The organism is Sphingomonas sp. SP6 (assembly GCF_058313435.1).
In genome coordinates, this window is the sequence record NZ_JBZFLG010000002.1 from 137,006 (window position 1) to 155,871 (window position 18,866).

At 69.8% G+C, this 18,866-nt stretch carries 18 protein-coding genes; 10 read left to right on the plus strand and 8 right to left on the minus strand.

Annotated features, from left to right (window positions below; genetic code table 11):
- Positions 1 to 100 precede the first annotated feature (100 nt).
- Together AC4GYY_RS06415 and AC4GYY_RS06420 are read left to right on the plus strand one after the other, a co-directional pair.
- Positions 101 to 2,581, plus strand: coding sequence for a DegT/DnrJ/EryC1/StrS family aminotransferase (locus tag AC4GYY_RS06415; RefSeq protein WP_491119435.1), 2,481 nt, complete (start codon positions 101 to 103; stop codon positions 2,579 to 2,581).
- On the plus strand, positions 2,578 to 3,624 hold the full coding sequence (locus tag AC4GYY_RS06420; RefSeq protein ID WP_491119436.1) for a glycosyltransferase family 2 protein: 1,047 nt from the start codon (positions 2,578 to 2,580) through the stop codon (positions 3,622 to 3,624). Before AC4GYY_RS06415 ends, AC4GYY_RS06420 begins: the two co-directional genes overlap by 4 nt.
- A gap of 34 nt (positions 3,625 to 3,658) precedes the next feature.
- On the opposite strand, the gene AC4GYY_RS06425 is transcribed toward AC4GYY_RS06420, so the two are convergent.
- The gene (locus AC4GYY_RS06425; RefSeq protein ID WP_491119437.1) at positions 3,659 to 4,369 is read right to left on the minus strand and encodes a murein L,D-transpeptidase catalytic domain family protein; all 711 of its coding nucleotides are present in this window, start codon (positions 4,367 to 4,369) and stop codon (positions 3,659 to 3,661) included.
- A gap of 229 nt (positions 4,370 to 4,598) precedes the next feature.
- Between AC4GYY_RS06425 and AC4GYY_RS06430 the strand changes: the two genes are divergently transcribed.
- Complete coding sequence (locus AC4GYY_RS06430; RefSeq protein ID WP_491119438.1) at positions 4,599 to 5,216, plus strand: L,D-transpeptidase family protein; 618 nt, start codon at positions 4,599 to 4,601, stop codon at positions 5,214 to 5,216.
- 57 nt (positions 5,217 to 5,273) lie between these two features.
- Entirely contained in the window at positions 5,274 to 6,395 is a 1,122-nt protein-coding gene (locus tag AC4GYY_RS06435) for an NAD(P)H-dependent flavin oxidoreductase (RefSeq protein ID WP_491119439.1), read from the plus strand.
- An 18-nt stretch (positions 6,396 to 6,413) separates the two neighbouring features.
- Here the strand turns inward: AC4GYY_RS06435 and AC4GYY_RS06440 are convergent, their stop codons facing one another.
- The 5 genes from AC4GYY_RS06440 to AC4GYY_RS06460 all read right to left on the minus strand — a co-directional run bounded on the left by AC4GYY_RS06440 (position 6,414) and on the right by AC4GYY_RS06460 (position 11,100).
- A complete protein-coding gene (locus AC4GYY_RS06440; protein ID WP_491119440.1) occupies positions 6,414 to 7,187 on the minus strand; it encodes an OmpA family protein in 774 nt (257 codons plus the stop codon).
- Positions 7,188 to 7,277: 90 nt separating this feature from the next.
- Positions 7,278 to 8,315 (minus strand): DNA replication/repair protein RecF, encoded by a 1,038-nt coding sequence (gene recF / locus AC4GYY_RS06445; protein ID WP_491119441.1) that lies wholly within the window; start codon positions 8,313 to 8,315, stop codon positions 7,278 to 7,280.
- Positions 8,316 to 8,340: 25 nt separating this feature from the next.
- Positions 8,341 to 9,141, minus strand: coding sequence for a Coq4 family protein (locus AC4GYY_RS06450; RefSeq protein WP_491119442.1), 801 nt, complete (start codon positions 9,139 to 9,141; stop codon positions 8,341 to 8,343).
- Between the two features lie 66 nt (positions 9,142 to 9,207).
- The gene (gene dnaN, locus AC4GYY_RS06455; RefSeq protein ID WP_491119443.1) at positions 9,208 to 10,323 is read right to left on the minus strand and encodes a DNA polymerase III subunit beta; all 1,116 of its coding nucleotides are present in this window, start codon (positions 10,321 to 10,323) and stop codon (positions 9,208 to 9,210) included.
- Positions 10,324 to 10,440: 117 nt separating this feature from the next.
- Positions 10,441 to 11,100 carry an outer membrane protein gene (locus AC4GYY_RS06460; RefSeq protein WP_491119444.1) on the minus strand — a complete coding sequence of 220 codons (660 nt, stop codon included), beginning with the start codon at positions 11,098 to 11,100 and terminating at the stop codon, positions 10,441 to 10,443.
- Positions 11,101 to 11,243: 143 nt separating this feature from the next.
- Here AC4GYY_RS06460 and AC4GYY_RS06465 point away from each other — a divergent pair, with 143 nt between their 5' ends.
- Complete coding sequence (locus AC4GYY_RS06465) at positions 11,244 to 11,894, plus strand: histidine phosphatase family protein (RefSeq protein WP_491119445.1); 651 nt, start codon at positions 11,244 to 11,246, stop codon at positions 11,892 to 11,894.
- Positions 11,891 to 12,343 carry a hypothetical protein gene (locus AC4GYY_RS06470; RefSeq protein ID WP_491119446.1) on the plus strand — a complete coding sequence of 151 codons (453 nt, stop codon included), beginning with the start codon at positions 11,891 to 11,893 and terminating at the stop codon, positions 12,341 to 12,343. Before AC4GYY_RS06465 ends, AC4GYY_RS06470 begins: the two co-directional genes overlap by 4 nt.
- On the opposite strand, the gene AC4GYY_RS06475 is transcribed toward AC4GYY_RS06470, so the two are convergent.
- Positions 12,340 to 12,555: a hypothetical protein gene (locus tag AC4GYY_RS06475; RefSeq protein WP_491119447.1), complete on the minus strand. Its 216-nt coding sequence runs from the start codon at positions 12,553 to 12,555 to the stop codon at positions 12,340 to 12,342. The two genes, AC4GYY_RS06470 and AC4GYY_RS06475, sit on opposite strands and share 4 nt — an antisense overlap.
- Before the next feature lie 22 nt (positions 12,556 to 12,577).
- Positions 12,578 to 13,093 (minus strand): hypothetical protein, encoded by a 516-nt coding sequence (locus tag AC4GYY_RS06480; protein WP_491119448.1) that lies wholly within the window; start codon positions 13,091 to 13,093, stop codon positions 12,578 to 12,580.
- A gap of 88 nt (positions 13,094 to 13,181) precedes the next feature.
- On the opposite strand from AC4GYY_RS06480, the gene rlmN reads away from it, so the two are divergent.
- From rlmN to glnA, 4 genes are all read left to right on the plus strand, one after another.
- Positions 13,182 to 14,390: a dual-specificity RNA methyltransferase RlmN gene (gene rlmN / locus AC4GYY_RS06485; protein WP_491119449.1), complete on the plus strand. Its 1,209-nt coding sequence runs from the start codon at positions 13,182 to 13,184 to the stop codon at positions 14,388 to 14,390.
- Positions 14,391 to 14,645: 255 nt separating this feature from the next.
- Positions 14,646 to 16,835 (plus strand): PQQ-dependent dehydrogenase, methanol/ethanol family, encoded by a 2,190-nt coding sequence (locus tag AC4GYY_RS06490; protein WP_491119450.1) that lies wholly within the window; start codon positions 14,646 to 14,648, stop codon positions 16,833 to 16,835.
- A gap of 143 nt (positions 16,836 to 16,978) precedes the next feature.
- On the plus strand, positions 16,979 to 17,317 hold the full coding sequence (locus tag AC4GYY_RS06495; RefSeq protein WP_491119451.1) for a P-II family nitrogen regulator: 339 nt from the start codon (positions 16,979 to 16,981) through the stop codon (positions 17,315 to 17,317).
- Positions 17,318 to 17,363: 46 nt separating this feature from the next.
- Positions 17,364 to 18,776 (plus strand): type I glutamate--ammonia ligase, encoded by a 1,413-nt coding sequence (gene glnA / locus AC4GYY_RS06500; RefSeq protein WP_491119452.1) that lies wholly within the window; start codon positions 17,364 to 17,366, stop codon positions 18,774 to 18,776.
- Positions 18,777 to 18,866 lie beyond the last annotated feature (90 nt).

Genomic DNA, 18,866 nt, shown 5'->3' on the forward strand with positions numbered 1-18,866 from the left:
TGGACGAAACCGCCATCGCTCGCGGATCCCGCAGGGGTAACCGCTTCTTAGCCGATGGCGGAGCATGGCCGCAGGGATCGTCCCGCCTCCCGGAGCCGCCATGCGCCGCCTGCCCCTCATCGCCCCCCAGCCTCCCCGATTGAGCCAGCTCGGCGAGGCGCTCGAGCGGGTCGAGGCGTCGGGTCTGTTCTCGAACAACGGACCCGAGGTCCGCGCGTTCGAAGCGGAAGCGACCGAGCGGCTGTTCGGCGGCGAGGGTGCGTGCCTGGCGGTCGCCAATGCCACGCTCGGCCTGATGATCGCGATCCGCGATGCGGTCGGCGATCCCGCGGGCCGCTTGGCGCTGATGCCGGCGATGACCTTCGCCGCCACCGCCGAGGCCGCCTATTGGGCGGGGCTGACCCCGCTGGTCTGCGACATCGATCCCGAGACCTGGGCGGCGAGCCCGGCCGAGGAGGAGCGGCTGCTGCGCGAGCGCGGGTCGGCGATCGCCGTCGTGGTGCCGTATGCGACCTTCGGCTACGCGATCGACCTGGAGCGCTACCGCTGGCTGTCCGAGACGTTCGGCGTCGCGGTGGTGATCGACGCCGCCGCCTCGCTCGGCACCGCCGACGCCCGCGGACGCGGCTTCGGGAGCGGCGCGCCCTTCCCCCTCGTCTTCTCGATGCACGCGACCAAGCCGTTCGCGACCGCGGAGGGCGGGCTGATCCACTGCGGCGACCCGGCGACGATCGCGCGACTGCAGGCGATGGCGAACTTCGGGTTCGAGCGCCCGCGCTCGGCCTCGCTCCCCGGCTTGAACGCCAAGCTGCCCGAGGTGCTGGCGGTGATGGCGCGCGCCAAGCTGGCGGGGTTCGACGCCGTGACCGCTCGGCGCACCGCGGTAGCGGAAGCGTATCGCGGCGCGATCGGCGATCGCTACCAACTGCAGCCCGCACCCGTGGGCGTGCAGGCGATGGGTTTCCAGCCGCTGCTGCTCCCCGACGCGCTGACCCCGCACCGCGACGCGATCGGCGCCGCGCTCGACGCGGACGGGATCGGGACCGGGCGCTATTTCAGCCCCCATCTGGGAGAGCAGCCCTGGGTGCGATCGGTCTCCGAGATCGAGGCGACGCCGGTCGCGGATCGCGTGTCGGCGGCGATCCTGACGCTGCCGCTGACCGATGCGATGACCCCGGCCGACGCGCAGCGTGCCGTCGCGGCGCTCGACCGCACCTGCGCCGGCGTATCCGCGCGGCCCGCGATCGTCGAGACGCGCCCGGCGGTCGACCATGTCCTGATCGTCGGCGGCGGCCCGGCCGGCACCGCGCTGCTCACCGCGGCGTCGAAGCACGGCCGCCTCGCCGACCTCGCGCGCGCCGGCCTCACGATCGTCGAGCGCGACGACGCGATCGGCGGCGGCCGGCTCGGACGCTATGCGATCACCAGCGACTCCACCGCGCAGACCTTCCTGACCGCAGTCGCGAACAACCCCCATCCCGAAATCGCCGCGTTGGCGACGCACCCCTCGGCGCGCGGCGTCGAACGCTACAAGGATGCGCTCGGCGTTCCCCTGGTCGATGTGGGGCCGCTGCTGCGCGCGACCGGCGACCGGCTGGCGGGGATCGTCGCCGCGAACGGCGGCACGGTGCTGACCGGCCACGAAGTGGTCTCGGCGCGGCAGGGCGAAGGCGGGCTGTGGCGGGTGCGACTGCGCTCGCTGGCGGACGGGAGCGAGCGCGAGCGGCTCGCGCGCAATCTCGTGATCGCCACCGGCGGGTACCAACCGCTCGACCGCCTCGCGGCGCAGGTCGTCGCCGGCGAGCCGCTGGTGACACAGGCCGGCGACCGGCTGCTCCAGTCGGACGAGGTGCTGGCGGTCGGCGGCTACGACACGGTCGCTGATCTGCTGTCGGCGAAGCGCGCGCCGCGGATCGCGGTGGTCGGCGGCTCGACGAGCGCGCTGACCACGATCGCGCTGCTCCTGAAGGGGCGCCCGCCGCTCGCGCTGGGCGCCGACGCCATCACCCTGCTCCATCGGCGCCCGATCCGGCCCTTCTACCATTCGGTCGAGGCGGCGCATGCGGAGGGCTTTACCGATTTCGGCCCGGAGGACATATGCCCGGTGTCGGGCTTCGTCTATCGGCTCGCCGGCTTCCGACTGGAGGCGCGCGATCTGGTGCTGCGGATGCTCGGAGTCGACGGCCGCACGCCCGATCCGCGCGTTCGCCTCCACCGCATCGCCTCCGCCGACGACGCCGAGGCGCGGCGCGTGATCGCCGAGGCGGACCTGGTGATCGCCGCGCTCGGCTATCGACCGCGCGCGCTGCCGCTCGAGACCGCGGCCGGTGCGCCGCTCGCGCTGGCGGCGCACGACGGCGCGCCGATGGTCGATCGCCACTGCCGGATCGTCGATGCGGGCGGCGCGCCGGTGCCGGGCGTGTTCGGCATCGGCCTGGCGGCGGGCTTCGTCCCCTGGGGGCGGCTCGGCGGCGAGGCGAGCTTCTCCGGCCAGGCGAACGGACTGTGGCTGTGGCAGAACGATGTCGGCATGATGATCGTCGATCAACTGCTCGCCGAAGAAGCGCGGGCGGCGGCGTGAGCGATCCTGCGGTCAGCGTCATCATGGCGGCGTACAACGGCGCCGCGCTGATCGAGGAGACGCTCGCCAGCCTGAAGGCGCAGACCTTCACCGACTTCGAGATCGTGGTGGTCGACGACAAGTCGACCGACGACACGCTCGCCGTGCTCCGTCGCTCGGACGACCCGCGGCTCCGGGTGATCGAGGCGGAGGTGAACGGCGGGCCGGTGCGCGCGCGCAATCGCGCGGTCGCGGAGGCGCGCGGCCGCTATCTCGCCGCGCTCGACCAGGACGACCTGTGCCTGCCCGAGCGGCTGGCGAAGCAGGTCGCCTGGCTCGACGCGCACCCGGACGCCGTGTTGCTCGGGACCGCAGTCGCGCTGCTGAAGGACGGGCGGATCGAGCCGTCGAACTACCCGGCGCATACCACCCCCGCCCTGATCCGCTGGCTCTTGCGGATCGGCAATCCGCTCGCCTGGTCGACCGCGATGGTGCGCGCCGACGCGGCCCGACGGCTGGAGCCGTTCACCGATCCCGACCGGCGCTACGCCGAGGATTTCGATCTCTACCACCGGCTGCTGCCGTTCGGCGAGATCGCGCGGCTCGACGACGAGTTGGTGCTCTACCGGCTCCACGGCGACAACGCCTCGATCAAGTACGAGACGATGATGACGGCCAATGCCACGCGGGTGCTGGCGAGCGCCTATGCGCCGCTGCTCGGCGAGGACGCCACAGCCGCCGCGGCGCTGGTGGTCGCGCATCTGATGACGCGGAGGCCCGCGCCCGACCGCGCCGCGCTGGCGACGCTCGGCGAGGTGCTGGTGCGGCTCCAGCGCGCGCATTTCGACACGCACGATCTGTCGCGCGACGACCACAAGTTGATCCGCTGGGAAACCGCGCGTCGCTGGGGCGGCGTGGTCCGCGCCTCGCTGCGCGCGGGGACGATCACGCTGGCGGATGCGGTGGCGGTGCGACCGGACCATCTCGGGCTCGGCCATGCGGGGCTGGACGAACTGGCGTGGTCGCGGCTGATCGGGGCGGTGCGCGCAGCGCGGCGCGCCTAACCGATCCTCCCCGACGCGCGACGGATCGTGCGCGTCACACCTTCGCGGCGAAGATCATCCGACCGGTCCCGAGCTTGTCGAACAGCCCCGCCAGCTCGTTCTCCCCGACGGCGAAGCAGCCCTGGCTCCGCCCCAGCATGCCGTGCGTCCGCAGCATGTCCGCGTTCGAATACCAGGCGCCATGCACCACGATCGCGCGCGAGAGCGCGTTCGAGTTGGTCGAGTCGAGGCCGATCAGCCGCTGCGACCGGCCGTGCTTGCCGACGTAATAATCGGCGGCGAGGAACGCGCCGTCGCACGACGCCTCGGACCCGTCGACGTTCGAAAAGCGCTCGAGCCAGCCGGTGTGGCGCGGGTCGGAGCCCTTGCCGTGGGCGACGAGCAGCGAGGTCGAGCGCCCGTCGGTGAGGTTCAAGAGGTGCAACCGCGGTTGCGAGGAGGGCGCGGCGAAGTCGACGATCGCCATCCGGTCCCGCGCGCCGAGCCGTGCGGTGTGCGCGTCGAGCGAGGCCATCGCGCGGCGCAACAGATCCGGTCGGATGACGCGCGGCGAGGTGACCGGCCGGGCGAACACCCGCGGCGGCGCGACCGGCGGCGGCGGCAGGTCGACCGGAGGCGACGGCGCGACGGCGAGCCGCTTCACCCGTGCAGAGACCATTCCCGGTACCAGCAACGCGCCGGCGAGCACGCCACCGGTCTTGAGCAGGGCGCGGCGAGACTGTGCCACGTCACGCGAGTCGATCATGAATGGCTGTACCCCAAGCGAATTCAACTTCCGATCATATAGGGCTGAACGTGAAGATTTCCTCGCACGTTTACCGTGGCTTGCGCACGGCTGGTCGTCACCGTCGCACGAGCTGCACGGTTCGTCGCGCGACAATCTCACGACAGCGGATGAACCCAAATCGACCGTTAGACGTTTTCCTCCTTGACAACCGCCGATGACGTGATCGGCCCCGGTCCAGGGACATGCCATGAAGATCGTTCTCGCCCGCGTCGCCGCGCTTAGCGGCGTCCTGATGCTGTTCGCCACGACGCCCGCCTTCGCCCGCGCCGACGGCGGCGCAAGCGCTTCGGCGTCGCTGGCGCAGGCCGCGGCCACGCTCGCCCCCGGTCGTTACCTATGGGGGGACGACGAGTCGCTCGGCCCCGTCAGCATCCGCGTCTCGATCCCCGACCAGCGGGCCTATGTCTATCGCGGCGATACCCTCGTCGCGGTCTCGACCGTGTCGACGGGCAAGGACGGCAAGGACACACCGGTGGGCGTGTTCGCCATCCTCCAGAAGAAGGAGATGAACCGCTCCAACCTCTACGACGGCGCGCCGATGCCCTTCATGCAGCGACTGACCTGGGACGGGATCGCGATCCACGCGGGCAGGAACCCCGGCTTTCCCGCGTCGCACGGCTGCATCCGCGTTCCGACGGAATTCGCCAAGAAGCTCTACGCCGCGACCGAGCTGGGGGCGACCGTGGAAGTGACCGACCTCCCCTATGTCGAGGGCGACATGGCGCCGATCGGCGACGCGCAGGAAACGGCGGCGGCGAACAAGACGCAGCGGCCGTCGCTCGACACCTTCCTCGCGAGCCGGTGAACGGCTCGACACCGGCGGATTTGCGCGCATAACCTCCCCGCAAAAGGGGAGAGGACCATGAAAACGCCGATCTGCGCGATGCTGGGGATCGATTTTCCTCTCCTCGCCTTCAGCCATTGCCGCGATGTCGTCGCCGCCGTCAGTCGCGCCGGCGGTTTCGGGGTGCTCGGCGCGACAGGGCACACGCTCGAGAGCCTCGAGACCGAGCTCGCCTGGATCGACGCGCATGTCGACGGCAAGCCTTACGGTCTCGACGTCCTGATCCCCGAGAACCTCGCCACCGGCGGCGCGAAAGACGTGACCCGCCGTTCGCTCGCGGCGAACGTCCCGGCCGAGCACCGTGCGTTCGTCGCCGATCTCGCGCGGCGCCACCACGTCATGATCCCGCCCGAGCCGGAGCACGATGCCGCGGCGCCGTTCGATCCCAATCTCGCCCTGGCGATGCTCGACGTGGCGTTCCGCCATCCGATCAAGTTGATCGCCAACGCCCTCGGCGTTCCGCCGCCGGCGATGATCGCGATGGGGCGCGAGCGCGGCGTCCCGGTGGCCGCCCTGGTAGGCGCGAAGGAACATGCGCTGCGTCAGCTCGATGCCGGGGTCGACATCCTCGTGGCGCAAGGCTCGGAGGCTGGAGGCCATTGCGGCGAAGTGTCGACGATGGTCTTGATCCCCGAGGTCGTTCGCGCCGCCCAGGGCCGCGCCCCCGTGCTGGCGGCGGGCGGGATCATGACCGGGGCGCAGATGGCGGCGGCGATGACGATGGGAGCGGACGGCGCGTGGACCGGCTCGGTCTGGCTCGCCACGCCCGAAAGCGAGTGCTCGCCGGTGTTCCGCGAGAAAATGGTCGCCGCCACGTCGCGCGACACCGTCCGTTCGCGCAGTCGCACCGGCAAGCCGTCGCGTCAGCTCCGCTCGGCCTGGACGGAGGCATGGGACGCCCCCGAAAGCCCCGGAGCAATGCCGATGCCCTACCAGAGCCTGCTCAGCGAAAGCGCGATCCGCGCCGCCGAACGCGCGGCGGAAGGCGGCGACCCGGCGGCCCGCGAGCTAGTGACCTATTTCGTCGGCCAGGGCGTCGGCCTCGTCGACCAGATCCGCCCTGCGGCGCAGGTCGTGCAGGACTTCAAGGAGGACTTCGCCGACGCGATGACTCGGTTGATGGGGCTGGTGGAGGCGTAACCCCACCAGCCCATGGCTTCATTCGCCGCGGAACGCATCCGCCCGCTGGCCGAGCAGAGTCACTTCGACCCGCCGGTTGCGCTGCATGTTGGCGGCCGTATCGTTCGGCGCGACCGGATCGGCCTCGCCGTGGCCGGTCACGCTGAACCGCGCGCGGGTCACGCCCATCTCGTCGAACGCCGTCCGCACCGCGTCGGCGCGGCGCTGCGACAGATCCTGGTTGTGCGCGTCGCTCCCCCGCGAGTCGGTGTAGCCGTCGATCGAGACCCGCACGCCGGGATTGTCGCGCAGATAGTCGGCGAGCGGCTGGAGCTTGTCGCGGGCGCCGGGGCGCAAGGTCGCCGAATCGGTCGCGAACAGCACTTCGTCGGACATCGTCATGGTCGCGCCGCGCGGGGTCTGGCGAAAGCCGTAATCGCGCATCGCGCGGCGATCCCAGCGCGGCCCGTCACGCGGCGGCATGGGGGCATCGGGCCGCGCATAGCCACGGTCGTAGCCGTCCCACTCGAACCGGTCGCGGCGCGGACCGGCGATCTGAAGGAAGGCGCGGTTGGCCATCTCGGCCTCACGCGGCTGAACCACGCCGTCGCGGTTGCGATCGAAATTGCGCATCACGAACGCGCGGCCGCGATTGGTCGCGCGGAGCTCGGGGATCAGCAGGCGGACCCCGCCGCCGACCAGCCGGAACTCGCGTCCACCCGGGCGACCGCCGCTCCAGTCCCAAGGACCCTGCGCCAGCGCAGGCGTCGCGATCGAAGCGAGCGCCAGGCCCGCGGCTAGAAAGGTCTTCATCGATCAAGCTCCTCTGTTCTTTCTCGTCCAACGCACCCGACCTGGACGAGTCGCACTGAACGCGCGATGGGCGGAGCCGACAGCCGAGGTTCAGCCGAGCGCCACCTGCTGCGCGCCCGGCGCGTCGGCGAAGAGCGCCGGCTCGGTCCCCGTCATCCACACCTGCCCCCGCCCGGCCAGCCGCGCGAACAGCGCCGCGCGGCGCGCGGGATCGAGATGCGCGGCCACTTCGTCGAGCAGCAGCACCGGCGGGGCGCCGGTGCGCTCCGTCACCAATCCGGCATGAGCGAGGATGAGTCCGAGCAGCAGCGCCTTCTGCTCGCCCGTGGAGGCGAGTGCGGCGGCGCGTCCCTTGTCACGGTGCGTCACGATCAGGTCCTGCCGGTGCGGCCCCTCCAACGTCCGCCCCGCGGCGGCGTCGCGGGCGCGGCCGGCGCTAAGGCTGCGTTCCAGCGTCGCCGCATCGCCCTGCCATCCCGCGAGCGCGATCGCTGCACGCGGCAGGTCGCCGCCCTCCCTCGCCAGGCGCTCGGCGAGTGCCGCGACGGTGTCGCGCCGGGCGGCGTCGAGCGACGCGCCATGCTCCGCCATCTGTCGCTCGGTCGCGGCGAGCCAGCCGCGGTCGGGCGCGTCCTCGGCGAGAAGCGTGTTGCGGGTCCGCATCGCCGCTTCGTAGCGCGTCGCCGCAGCGGCATGGCCGGGGGTCAGGGCCAAGGTCAGCCGGTCGAGGAAGCGACGTCGGTCGGATGCCGGCTCGACGAACAGCCGGTCCATCGCAGGGGTGAGCCACAGCACCGATACCCGCTCGGCCAGCGCGCTGCTGCTGGCGGCCGCGGCGTTGATCCGCACCACCCGCCGCTCCGGCGCGGCCGCGAGCGCCCCGGTCGCAAGCTCGGTCGCGTCGCCGAGCGTCGCGGCGACCCCGAAGCCCCCCGCGCCGCCCTCGCGCGCGATCTCGGACAGGGCGGCACGGCGCAGCCCGCGACCGGGCGCGAGCAGCGAGATCGCTTCGAGCACGTTGGTCTTGCCCGCGCCGTTCGGCCCGGTCAGCGCCACGAACCCCGGCCCGGGCGCGAGCGTCAGCGCGGCGTGGTTGCGGACGTCGGTCAGGACCAGGCGCGTGAGCATCGCGCCCGTCCTAGCGGGCGCGGGGTCAGGCGGCGAGCCGCTCCGGCGCGCGATCGACAGCCGCCTCGCGCCGCTCGCTCAGGTACGAGGCCAGCTCCGGCCCGAGCTCCTGCTGCGCGCGCCGGTACCGGACGGGCTCGCGGATGCCGAGCCGCGCGCGGGCGGCGTCGATCGGCTCGTGGAGGAGCCTGAGGTAATCCTCGCCCGAGATCCATTTGGCCGCCTTGCCGTGGCGATACCCCTCCCACACCGCCTTCGCGAAGAGGCGGCCGCGGGTGACCTTGAGGCTCTTGAGCGATGCCGCCGACGCGATGAACGCCCAGCCGAGCCCGCCGACCTGCGCGTAGCTGAACGCCACCAGACACGCCTCGCCCAGGCTCTCGTCTGCCTGATACCCGGTCAGCACGTGCCAGATGTCATGCGTGTCGCGCACGCGCCGCCCGAACCAGGCGTAGGGATGAGCGAAGTCCTTCTCGTCGGGCTCCAGCTTCGACACCGCGACCAGCCCGTCCGCCGAATAGCCCGTAGACTCGAGGAAGTGCCGGTACGCCGCGCCGACCGTACCTGGCGCGAAGCTCGCGACGAACGCGGGATCGGTGAAGCGCTCGGCCAGCTCGACCCGGTCATAGGCGATCCGCCCGCCCTCCTCGCTCGCGATCAACCGCGCGTAGTTCATCGGCGCGTTGCCGACGTTGAGCGCGCGCATGATCCGGAACACCTGCGTCGTGTCGTCGCCGTTCGACAATAGTTTGCCGATCGCATCGAACGCGGTCCGCCAGTCGCGGCGGCCGTCGGTACCCGGAAACGGGGGGAGTTTGGCGGACATCGGACGACTCCTTGCTGACAGGAGTGTCGATATCGCTTAACTTACAACGGTGTCAATAGCCGGCCATCACACCCGCATCGGCATCAGCACGTAGAGCGCGACCGCCTTGTCGTTCTCGCGGATCAGCGTCGGGGCGGCGGCGTCGGCGAGATGGACCTCGACCACGTCGCCGTCGATCTGGCCCAGGATGTCCATCAAGTAGCGGCTGTTGAACCCGATCTCGAACGGCGCGGAGGTGTAGTCGCCGGGGACCTCCTCGGCGGCCGTCCCGTTCTCCGGGCTCGTCACCGAGAGCGTGATCTTGTCGCGGTCGAGCGCCATCTTGACCGCGCGGGTCTTCTCGGTCGCGATCGTCGAGACGCGGTCGACGCCCTCCATGAAGCTGCCCGGATCGAGTTTCAGGATCTTGTCGTTGCCGGTCGGAATGACGCGACTGTAATCGGGAAAGGTGCCGTCGATCAGCTTGGAGGTGAGGATCGCCTGTCCCAGGTCGAAACGGATCTTGGTCGTGCTGAGCGACACCCCGACCGATCCGTCGACCTCGTCGAGGAGCTTGCGCAGCTCGGCGATGCACTTCCTCGGCACGATCACCCCCGGCATCGCCTCGGCGCCGTCAGGGCGCGGCATCGTCACGCGCGCGAGCCGGTGGCCGTCGGTCGCCGCCGCCTTCAGCACCGGCGCGCCACCCTCGTCGGAGACGTGGAGGTAGATGCCGTTCAGATAATAGCGCGTCTCCTCGGTCGAGATCGCGAAGCGGGTCTTGTCGATGATCTGCTTCAGCGTCTCCGCCGGCATCTCGAAGCTCACCGGCAGCTCGCCCTCGGCGATCACCGGGAAGTCGTCACGCGGCAGCGTGCCGAGCGAGAAGCGCGCGCGGCCCGCGACGATCGCCATCCGTCCTTCGGCGGCGGTCAGCGAGACCTGCGCGCCCTCGGGCAGCTTGCGCGCGATGTCGAACAAGGTGTGGGCGGAGACGGTGGTCGCGCCCGCCTGGTCGACCGCGGCGGCGACGCTCTCGTTGATCTGGAGATCGAGGTCGGTCGCCATCATCCGGAGCGCGCCCTCGGCGGTCGCCTCCAGCAGCACGTTCGACAGGATCGGGATGGTGTTGCGTCGCTCCACCACCGACTGGACGTGGCTCAGCCCCTTCAGGAGCGTCGCGCGTTCGATCGTCGCCTTCATGTCAGTCCCCCCGGCCCACCGGACTCGCACCAGGGGCAAACCAAGGCGCGGAGTCCTAGCCAAAGAAAAAGGGGCGGGGCAAGCGCCCCGCCCCTCTTTTCGCCGCGGCGGTCCCGCTTAGAAGCGGACGCCGGCGCCGACGACCACCTGATGGCGATCGGTGTCCACCGAGAAATTGTCGGTGTTCGCGCCGTTGGCGTACTCGAGCCGGGCATCGCCGTAGTTCGAGTAGCGATACTCGGCCTTGATGTACGCCTTGCTGCCGATCGCCTCCTCGACGCCCGCGCCGACACGATAGCCGTCGAGGTTGAAGTGCCGGTCGAAGTCGTTGATCGTATCGTTGCGGTTCAGGTCGAGCCGGCCGTTGGTGTAGCCGCCCTTGGCGTAGAGCAAGGTCGTCGGGGTCAGCAGCGCGCCGACGCGCGCGCCGGCATAAAGGTCGCGACCCGCCTTGACGCGACCGTAGCCGAAGCTGTTCGGATCGACGGGGCTGTTGTTGACCTTGGCCGTGGAGCCGGTCACCTCGCCCTCGATGCCGAACACGATCCGTCCGCGCTGGACATCGTAGCCGACGTCGCCGCCATAGACGAGGCCGTCCGCGGTCTGGTTGTCGCCGCGGATGTCCGAGTCCTCGGTGCTACCGGGCTGGAGCGCGTCATAGCCCAGGATGGCGCCGACGCGCGGGCCATTGAAGGGGCCGTCGACCGGCGCATCCTGCGCGAGCGCGGGGGTGGCGAAAGCGACGGCCGAAACGGCGGCGAGAAGGTAAGCACGCATAGTATCACTCCGTTCAACTCACCGGCCGAAGGGGGCCACGGCCGGGGATCGCCAAATGGGTGGCGCGCGGCGAGGTTGCATGAACCGCGGATAAACGCGGTTTTCCGTTGCTTTTGCGCCACACGGGGTTGAAGTCGCGCCCGATGCTTCCAACCCCGAGACCGCTGGTCGAGAGGCCGGGGCGCGACTTCATCGCGCGCCACGGCGAGACCGTGTTCAACGCCGCCCGACGGCTCCAGGGCGACGCCCCGCACACCCCGCTGACCCGCGCCGGCTTCGCCCAGGCGGACGAGATGGGACGCGCGCTGCGCGAGGCGCTCGGCGCGAAGCCGGCGCTGACGATGTGGTCCTCCCCCGCGGGCCGCGCGCTCCAGACGCTGGCGATCGTCGCCGAGCATCTCGAGCTCGACTGGCACGAGGCACGGACCGACCCGCGGCTGACCGAGATCGGCATGGGCAGCTGGGGCGGGCGCTATTACGCCGACGTCGTCGCGGAGGTCGGCCCGGTGGTGGACGAGCGCGGATTGCTCCGCTCCGCGCCTGACGGCGAGCCTTACGACGCGATCGCGGCGCGGGTCTCCGCGTGGCTCGCCGACACCGCCGACGATGACGGCGACCGGCTGGTCCTGATGCACGGCATCTCCAGCCGGGTATTGCGCGCGGTGATGACCGGCGCGCCGGTGGACCCCTGCGGCGCGCCGGTCCTCCCCGGCCACCCGCAGGGCACGGTGACGATGATCGCGCGCGGGGTGGAGACGGTCGTCCACCTCGGGACCGGACACGCTCCCGCGTGAGCCTCGCGCTCGCGCTCGCGGCGAAGGCCGCGATCGGGGTGTGGGGGCGGTGGGGCGCATTCGACGACGGCGGGCGCTGCTATGCGATCTCCGCGCCCGTCGAGGCCGGAGCGAGCGGGCGCGCGCCCTTCGCCAGCGTCGCCGCACGCTTCGGGCGGGAGCGCCGCGCCGCGGTGTTCATCCGCCTTTCCGCGCTCCGCTCCCCGCTGGCGCCGGTGACGCTCGCGATCGGCGAACGCCGCTTCACCCTGTCGGCCGATACGGGAGCCGCCTGGTCCCCGGACGCGGCGACCGACCGTGCGATCGTGGCGGCGATGCGCGGTGGGCGCAGCATGAGCGTCTCGACCGTCAGCGCGCGAGGCCGCGCGTTCGCCGACACCTATGCTCTGACCGGCGCGGCGACCGCGGTGGACGCCGCGATGTTGGGGTGTGGGCCGCGGTCGGACTAGCCGGCGTGCTTTGTGCAGACCAGCCCGCGTCCCGGTACGTAAGCCCATTCGACGCAGTCACCGTCGCCCGGACCAATCCGGGACTCATCCGCATCGAAACCGGCAGGATCCACAATCGAATCGTCCCGGTCGGTCGCGATCGAAAAGGCCTTGCCTTCCGCGATCAGCCTCGAGACGAGGTCGATGACCTTCTGATCGTCTTCTTGAGACACCGATGTTCCTCCTTGAACAGAACTAGGGCAGGTAGCTGCCGACGATCCTCGTGTCCGATCCGAGCCGGACGCCGGTCGCCTCCGCAGCCTTGAGCGCGACGGGCTTGTCGCCGCCGACGATCACCGGGTGGAAGACGACCCTGACGGTGTGCGGTGTCGTGATCGAGAGCCGCGCCTCGCGTCCGCCGCCATGGTCCAGCACCGCCCCGGTCGTCTCGTCGTAGACGGTGAAGCTCGCCCCATCGATGTTGCTGTAGATCGTCAGGTTCGGGTCGGTGGCGATCTGAGCGGTGGGCACGTTGGTGAACTCCCACATCAGGGTCTTACCGTCATGGAGCACCACCTGGCGAAAGGTGGTGTCGTTGAGCGGCTCGGGCACGCGTTTGAAGGTCCCGCTCTTACCGGGTTTGACGACGTGGCGAACGATGCCGACGACGCGGACTTCGGCCTCGAGGCGGACGGTGTCGGGCCGGCTCGTCCACCGCGTCTCGCGCCCGACCGTCGTCGATATCGTTCCCGCGGCCGAGCGCAATCGCATTCGCCCCCATCGTGGTTCGATCCGCATCGACTCGCACGGGCCTGCTCGCCCGCTGGAAATCGGCGCGCTTTCCCGCTATGTGGACGCCATGCAGACAGCTTCGGCCGCCCTCATGCCCATTCCCGGGCACATCGATCCCGTGCCGGTCGCGCGTGCGACGCCGACGCGGGCCGACGGGCGGGTCGATCTGCTCGGGCGGTCGAAGGACGAACTGCGCGACGCGCTCGCCCAGGCCGGGCTCGACCCTCGTCAGGCCAAGCTGCGCGCCAAGCAGCTGTGGCACTGGATCTATAACCGCGGCGTCACCGACTTCGCGTTGATGACCGACATCGCCAAGACGATGCAGCCGTGGCTCGCGGAGCGGTTCGTCATCGCGCGGCCGGAGGTGATCGAGGCGCAGGTGTCGTCGGACGGCACCCGCAAGTGGCTGCTCCGCTCACCCGACGCGCAGGATTACGAGATGGTGTTCATCCCCGACGCCGATCGGGGCACCTTGTGCGTGTCGAGCCAGGTCGGCTGCACGCTCAACTGCCGCTTCTGCCACACCGGGACGATGCGCCTCGTCCGCAACCTGACCGCGGGCGAGATCGTCGGCCAGGTGATGCTCGCGCGCGACGCGCTCGGCGAATGGCCGTCGCAGCCCGAGGGGCGGCTGCTCACCAACATCGTGATGATGGGGATGGGCGAGCCGCTCTACAATTTCGATGCGGTCCGCGACGCGCTCAAGATCGTGATGGACGGCGACGGGCTCGCGCTGTCGAAGCGCCGGATCACGCTCTCGACCTCGGGTGTCGTCCCGATGATGCCGCGCGCGGGCGAGGAGATCGGGGTCAATCTCGCCGTCTCGCTCCACGCGGTGACGAAGGAGGTGCGCGACGAGATCGTGCCCTTGAACCGAAAATACGGGATCGAGGAGTTGCTCCAGGCGTGTGCCGACTATCCCGGCGCGAACAACGCGCGGCGGATCACGTTCGAATACGTCATGCTGCGCGACAAGAACGATAGCGACGACGACGCGCGCGAGCTGGTGCGGCTGCTCCGCAAGTACCGCCTCCCCGCCAAGGTCAATCTGATTCCGTTCAATCCCTGGCCGGGCGCCCCCTACGAATGCTCGACGCCGGAGCGGGTGCGGGCGTTCTCGAACATCGTGTTCGAGGCCGGCATCTCCGCTCCCGTCCGCACCCCGCGCGGCCGCGACATCGACGCCGCCTGCGGCCAGCTCAAGACCGCGGCTGAGAAGAAGAGCCGCGCCGAGCTCGACCGCCAGGCCGAAGAGAAGCAGGCGGCGCTCGGGTAACCGTTTGCCTCCCCTGCAAGGGAAGGTGGCAGCCGAAGGCTGACGGAGGGGTGTCACGAGGAGTGAGGGCAGCGTCCTCTCTAACCGCGACACCCCTCCGGCGCTTTGCGCCACCTTACCTTGCAGGAGAGGCAAACGATCGTCGACCCGGCCGACCCTCCGGCTAAGCCCACCGACTTACCCCCTTCCCTCCCTCCCCGTTCTGCGCCACGATCCGCGCCGATCCCGATGGCGGGACGACGAGGAGGGTTGGGGATGCGGATCGGTTCCGTGCTGCTGGCGGCGGCTCTGCTGGCCGGATGCACCGTCAAGGTCGCGGGCGACGACAAGGCCGGCGCGACCGGCGCGGCCAAGGTCGACGCGGCGCTGCTGACGACCGGCGGCGACGGCGACGACTGGGCGATGACCGGCTTCAACTACGCCGAGCAGCGCTACTCCCCGCTCGATCAGGTCAACGCCGGCAACGTTGCCAAGCTCGGCCTCGCCTGGTTCGCCGACCTACCCGATGCGCGCGGGCAGGAGGCGACCCCCGTGATCGTCGACGGGCAGATGTTCGTCACCGGCCCCTGGTCCAAGGTGTTCGCCTACGACGCGACCACGGGCAAGAAACTCTGGGAGTTCGATCCCGCCGTCGACAAGGAGAAGGGCGTCCAGGCCTGCTGCGACGTCGTCAACCGCGGCGTCGCGGTGTGGAAGGGCCGGGTCTATGTCGGCACGCTCGACGGCCGGCTGATCGCGCTCGACGCAGGCACGGGCAAGCAGGACTGGTCGGTCCAGACCACCGACAACTCCAAGCCCTACACGATCACCGGCGCCCCGCGCGTGGTGAAGGACATGGTGGTGATCGGCAACGGCGGCGCGGAGTTCGGGGTGCGCGGCTACGTCACCGCCTATGACGCAGCGACGGGCGCGAAGAAGTGGCGCTTCTACACCGTCCCCAACCCGACCGGCGCGAAGGACAATGAGGCGAGCGACGCGGCGATGGCCAAGGTTTCGCCGACCTGGTCGGCCAACGGCCAGTGGAAACAGTCGGGCGGCGGCGGCACGGTGTGGGACTCGATCGTCTACGACGCCGAGCTCGACCAGCTCTACCTCGGCGTCGGCAACGGCTCGCCCTGGAACCACGGACTGCGGAGCGAAGGGCGGGGCGACAACTTGTTCCTGTCGTCAATTGTCGCGCTCAAGCCCGAGACGGGTCAGTACCTCTGGCACTATCAGGAGACCCCCGGCGAAACCTGGGACTTCACCGCGACCCAGCCGATCAATCTCGCGACGCTCACAATCGGCGGCCAACAGCGCAAGGTGCTGATGCAGGCGCCCAAGAACGGTTTTTTCTACGTCGTCGACCGTACCAACGGGAAGCTGATCAACGCCGGCCAATTCATCCCCGGCGTCAACTGGGCGACCGGCTACGACGCGAACGGGCGGCCGATCGAGAACCCCGCCGCACGCTACTACAAGACCGGCAAGCCCTTCCTCGCGGTGCCGAGCGCGATCGCCGCGCACAATTGGCAGCCGATGAGCTTCAACCCCAAGGTCGGTCTCGCCTTCGTCCCCGCGCAGATCGTCGGCGCGGGATATCTGGCGGCTAGCGATCCGCTCAACCAGGCCAAGCCGATCGGCTTCAACGTCGGCGAGAACCTGGGCGCCCTGATGTATCCGCGTGACCCCGCGATCATCAAGGCGGCGACCGCAGGCGCGACCGGGATGCTCGTCGCCTGGGACCCGGTCGCGAACAAGCCGCGCTGGACGGTCAAATACCCGACGCCGTGGAACGGCGGGACGATGACGACCGCGGGCAACCTCGTCTTCCAGGGCACTGCCATGGGCGAGTTCCGCGCCTATGCCGCCGACACCGGCAAGCAGCTGTTCGCCTATCCCACCGGCACCGGGGTGATGGCGGGGGCGGCGACCTACCGCGTGAACGGCGTCCAGTACATCGCGGTCCTCGCCGGTCGCGGCGGCGCGCTGCCGCTGTCGCTCGGCTATGCGATGGGTGCGTCGCGCGACGTGCCGAACGTCCCCCGCCTGCTCGTCTTCAAACTCGGCGGCGCGGCGAAGTTGCCGCCTTCTCCCGCGCAGGACCAGACGCCCTCGCAGATCCCCGCCTCGACTGCTACGCCCGCGCAGGTCGCGCAGGGCCAGGCGCTGTTCGGCCGCTACTGCCAGGTCTGCCACGGCGCGAGCGCGGCGGGCGGCGGCGTACTGCCCAACCTCCAGCGCTCGGGAACGCTCGGCGACGCGAGCGCCTGGAAGTCGATCCTGATCGACGGTGCACTCAAGGCGAACGGCATGGTCAGCTTCGCCAAGGTGCTCACTCCCGAGCAGGCGCAGCTGATCCGGCTCTACGTTATCGACGAGGCGAACTGGGCCAAGACCCATCTCGCCGGCGACACGGGCGAACACGGCCCGGCCAAGGTCCCGGCGCCGACCGGGGTGCGGTGATGCCGCCAAAGACGGCAACTGCTCAAACGTTAGGCAGGAGTTAACGCCGCCGGACTCCGCTTGCCCTCTTGGCCGGCGGCTGGCACGTTCGGTGCAAGTCCTCCGCACGGGGCGAGGGGTTCATCCGGGGTGGGCGTTCAGGCGTGAAGAAGATCGAAGCGATCATCAAGCCGTTCAAGCTCGATGAGGTCAAGGAGGCGCTCCACGAGGTCGGAGTGTCGGGGATCACCGTCACCGAGGCCAAGGGATTCGGACGGCAGAAGGGCCATACCGAGCTGTATCGGGGCGCCGAATATGTCGTCGATTTCCTTCCCAAGGTGAAGCTCGAGGTCGTCGTCGAAGACGCGCTCGCCTCCCGCGTGGTCGAGGCGATCGCGCAGGCGGCGCAGACCGGGCGGATCGGCGACGGCAAGATCTTCGTGATCCCGGTCGAGACCGCGCTCCGCATCCGCACCGGCGAACGCGACGAGGACGCGATCTGACGGCGCATGCCCGATCCGACGACAGTTTCAAGCTAGGGATATCATCATGGCGAACACGGCCGCAGACGTTCTGAAGAAGATCGAGTCCGAGGAGATCGAGTGGATCGACCTCCGCTTCACCGACCCCAAGGGCAAGTGGCAGCACCTGACGATGGTCGCGTCGCTGATGGGCGAGGACGAGTTCACCGACGGCATCATGTTCGACGGCTCCTCGATCGCCGGGTGGAAGGCGATCAACGAGAGCGACATGGTGCTCAAGCCCGATCTCGACGCGGTCTATACCGACCCCTTCTCGGCGACGCCGATGCTGATCGTGTTCTGCGACATCGTCGAACCCTCGACCGGCGAAGGCTACGCCCGCGACCCGCGCACCACCGCCAAGCGCGCCGAGGCGTATCTGAAGGAGACCGGGATCGGCGACACCGTCTATGTCGGGCCGGAAGCCGAGTTCTTCATGTTCGACGACGTCCGCTTCGACACGTCGTACAACCAGTCCTATTTCAAGATCGACGACATCGAGCTGCCGACCAACACCGGCCGCGAATACGAAGGCGGCAACCTCGCCCACCGTCCGCGCGCCAAGGGCGGCTACTTCCCGGTCGCGCCGGTCGACTCGGCGGTCGACATCCGCGGCGAGATGGTCTCGACGATGATCGAGATGGGCCTTCCCTGCGACAAGCACCACCACGAGGTCGCCGCCGCGCAGCACGAGCTCGGTCTCACCTTCGGCACGCTGACCACCACCGCCGACCGGATGCAGATCTACAAATACGTCGTGCACCAGGTCGCGCATGCCTACGGCAAGTCGGCGACGTTCATGCCCAAGCCGATCAAGGAGGACAACGGCTCGGGGATGCACACGCACTTCTCGATCTGGAACGGGAAGGAGCCTTCGTTCGCGGGCAACGGCTATGCGGGCCTCAGCGACATGTGCCTCTACTTCATCGGCGGCATCATCAAGCACGCCAAGGCGATCAACGCCTTCACCAACCCCACGACCAACAGCTACAAGCGACTGGTGCCGGGGTACGAGGCGCCGGTGCTGCTCGCCTATTCGGCGCGCAACCGCTCCGCCTCGTGCCGCATTCCCTATGGCACCGGGCCGAAGAGCAAGCGCGTCGAGGTCCGCTTCCCCGATGCGATGGCGAACCCCTACCTCGCCTATGCCGCGCTGATGATGGCCGGGCTCGACGGCATCCAGAACCGCATCCACCCGGGTGAGGCGATGGACAAGAACCTGTACGATCTGCCCCCGGCCGAACTCGCCGAGGTCCCGACCGTCTGCGCGAGCCTGCGCGAGGCGCTCGACAGCCTGACGGCCGACCACGACTTCCTGCTGAAGGGAGACGTCTTCACCAAGGACCAGATCGAGGCCTATGTCGAACTGCTCTGGGCCGACGTGGCGCGGTGGGAGATGACGCCGAGCCCGGTCGAATACGACATGTACTACAGCGCCTGACCGAAGTTCGCACCGAAACGGAGGGGTAAGTCGCCGGAACGGCGGCTTCTCCTTCCGCGCGGTTCCTTCGGGCGTAATCTTCTCCCCGGC

Bases quoted from the DNA above. Each gene is read 5' to 3' on its own strand.
- AC4GYY_RS06440 (WP_491119440.1), bottom strand. From the start codon at position 7,187: ATGAAGACCTTTCTAGCCGCGGGCCTGGCGCTCGCTTCGATCGCGACG.
- rlmN (WP_491119449.1), top strand. From the start codon at position 13,182: ATGCAGACAGCTTCGGCCGCCCTCATGCCCATTCCCGGGCACATCGAT.
- AC4GYY_RS06425 (WP_491119437.1), bottom strand. From the start codon at position 4,369: ATGATCGACTCGCGTGACGTGGCACAGTCTCGCCGCGCCCTGCTCAAG.
- recF (WP_491119441.1), bottom strand. From the start codon at position 8,315: ATGCTCACGCGCCTGGTCCTGACCGACGTCCGCAACCACGCCGCGCTG.
- AC4GYY_RS06490 (WP_491119450.1), top strand. From the start codon at position 14,646: ATGCGGATCGGTTCCGTGCTGCTGGCGGCGGCTCTGCTGGCCGGATGC.
- AC4GYY_RS06465 (WP_491119445.1), top strand. From the start codon at position 11,244: ATGCTTCCAACCCCGAGACCGCTGGTCGAGAGGCCGGGGCGCGACTTC.
- AC4GYY_RS06430 (WP_491119438.1), top strand. From the start codon at position 4,599: ATGAAGATCGTTCTCGCCCGCGTCGCCGCGCTTAGCGGCGTCCTGATG.
- AC4GYY_RS06480 (WP_491119448.1), bottom strand. From the start codon at position 13,093: ATGCGATTGCGCTCGGCCGCGGGAACGATATCGACGACGGTCGGGCGC.
- glnA (WP_491119452.1), top strand. From the start codon at position 17,364: ATGGCGAACACGGCCGCAGACGTTCTGAAGAAGATCGAGTCCGAGGAG.
- AC4GYY_RS06415 (WP_491119435.1), top strand. From the start codon at position 101: ATGCGCCGCCTGCCCCTCATCGCCCCCCAGCCTCCCCGATTGAGCCAG.
- AC4GYY_RS06435 (WP_491119439.1), top strand. From the start codon at position 5,274: ATGAAAACGCCGATCTGCGCGATGCTGGGGATCGATTTTCCTCTCCTC.
- dnaN (WP_491119443.1), bottom strand. From the start codon at position 10,323: ATGAAGGCGACGATCGAACGCGCGACGCTCCTGAAGGGGCTGAGCCAC.
- AC4GYY_RS06460 (WP_491119444.1), bottom strand. From the start codon at position 11,100: ATGCGTGCTTACCTTCTCGCCGCCGTTTCGGCCGTCGCTTTCGCCACC.
- AC4GYY_RS06450 (WP_491119442.1), bottom strand. From the start codon at position 9,141: ATGTCCGCCAAACTCCCCCCGTTTCCGGGTACCGACGGCCGCCGCGAC.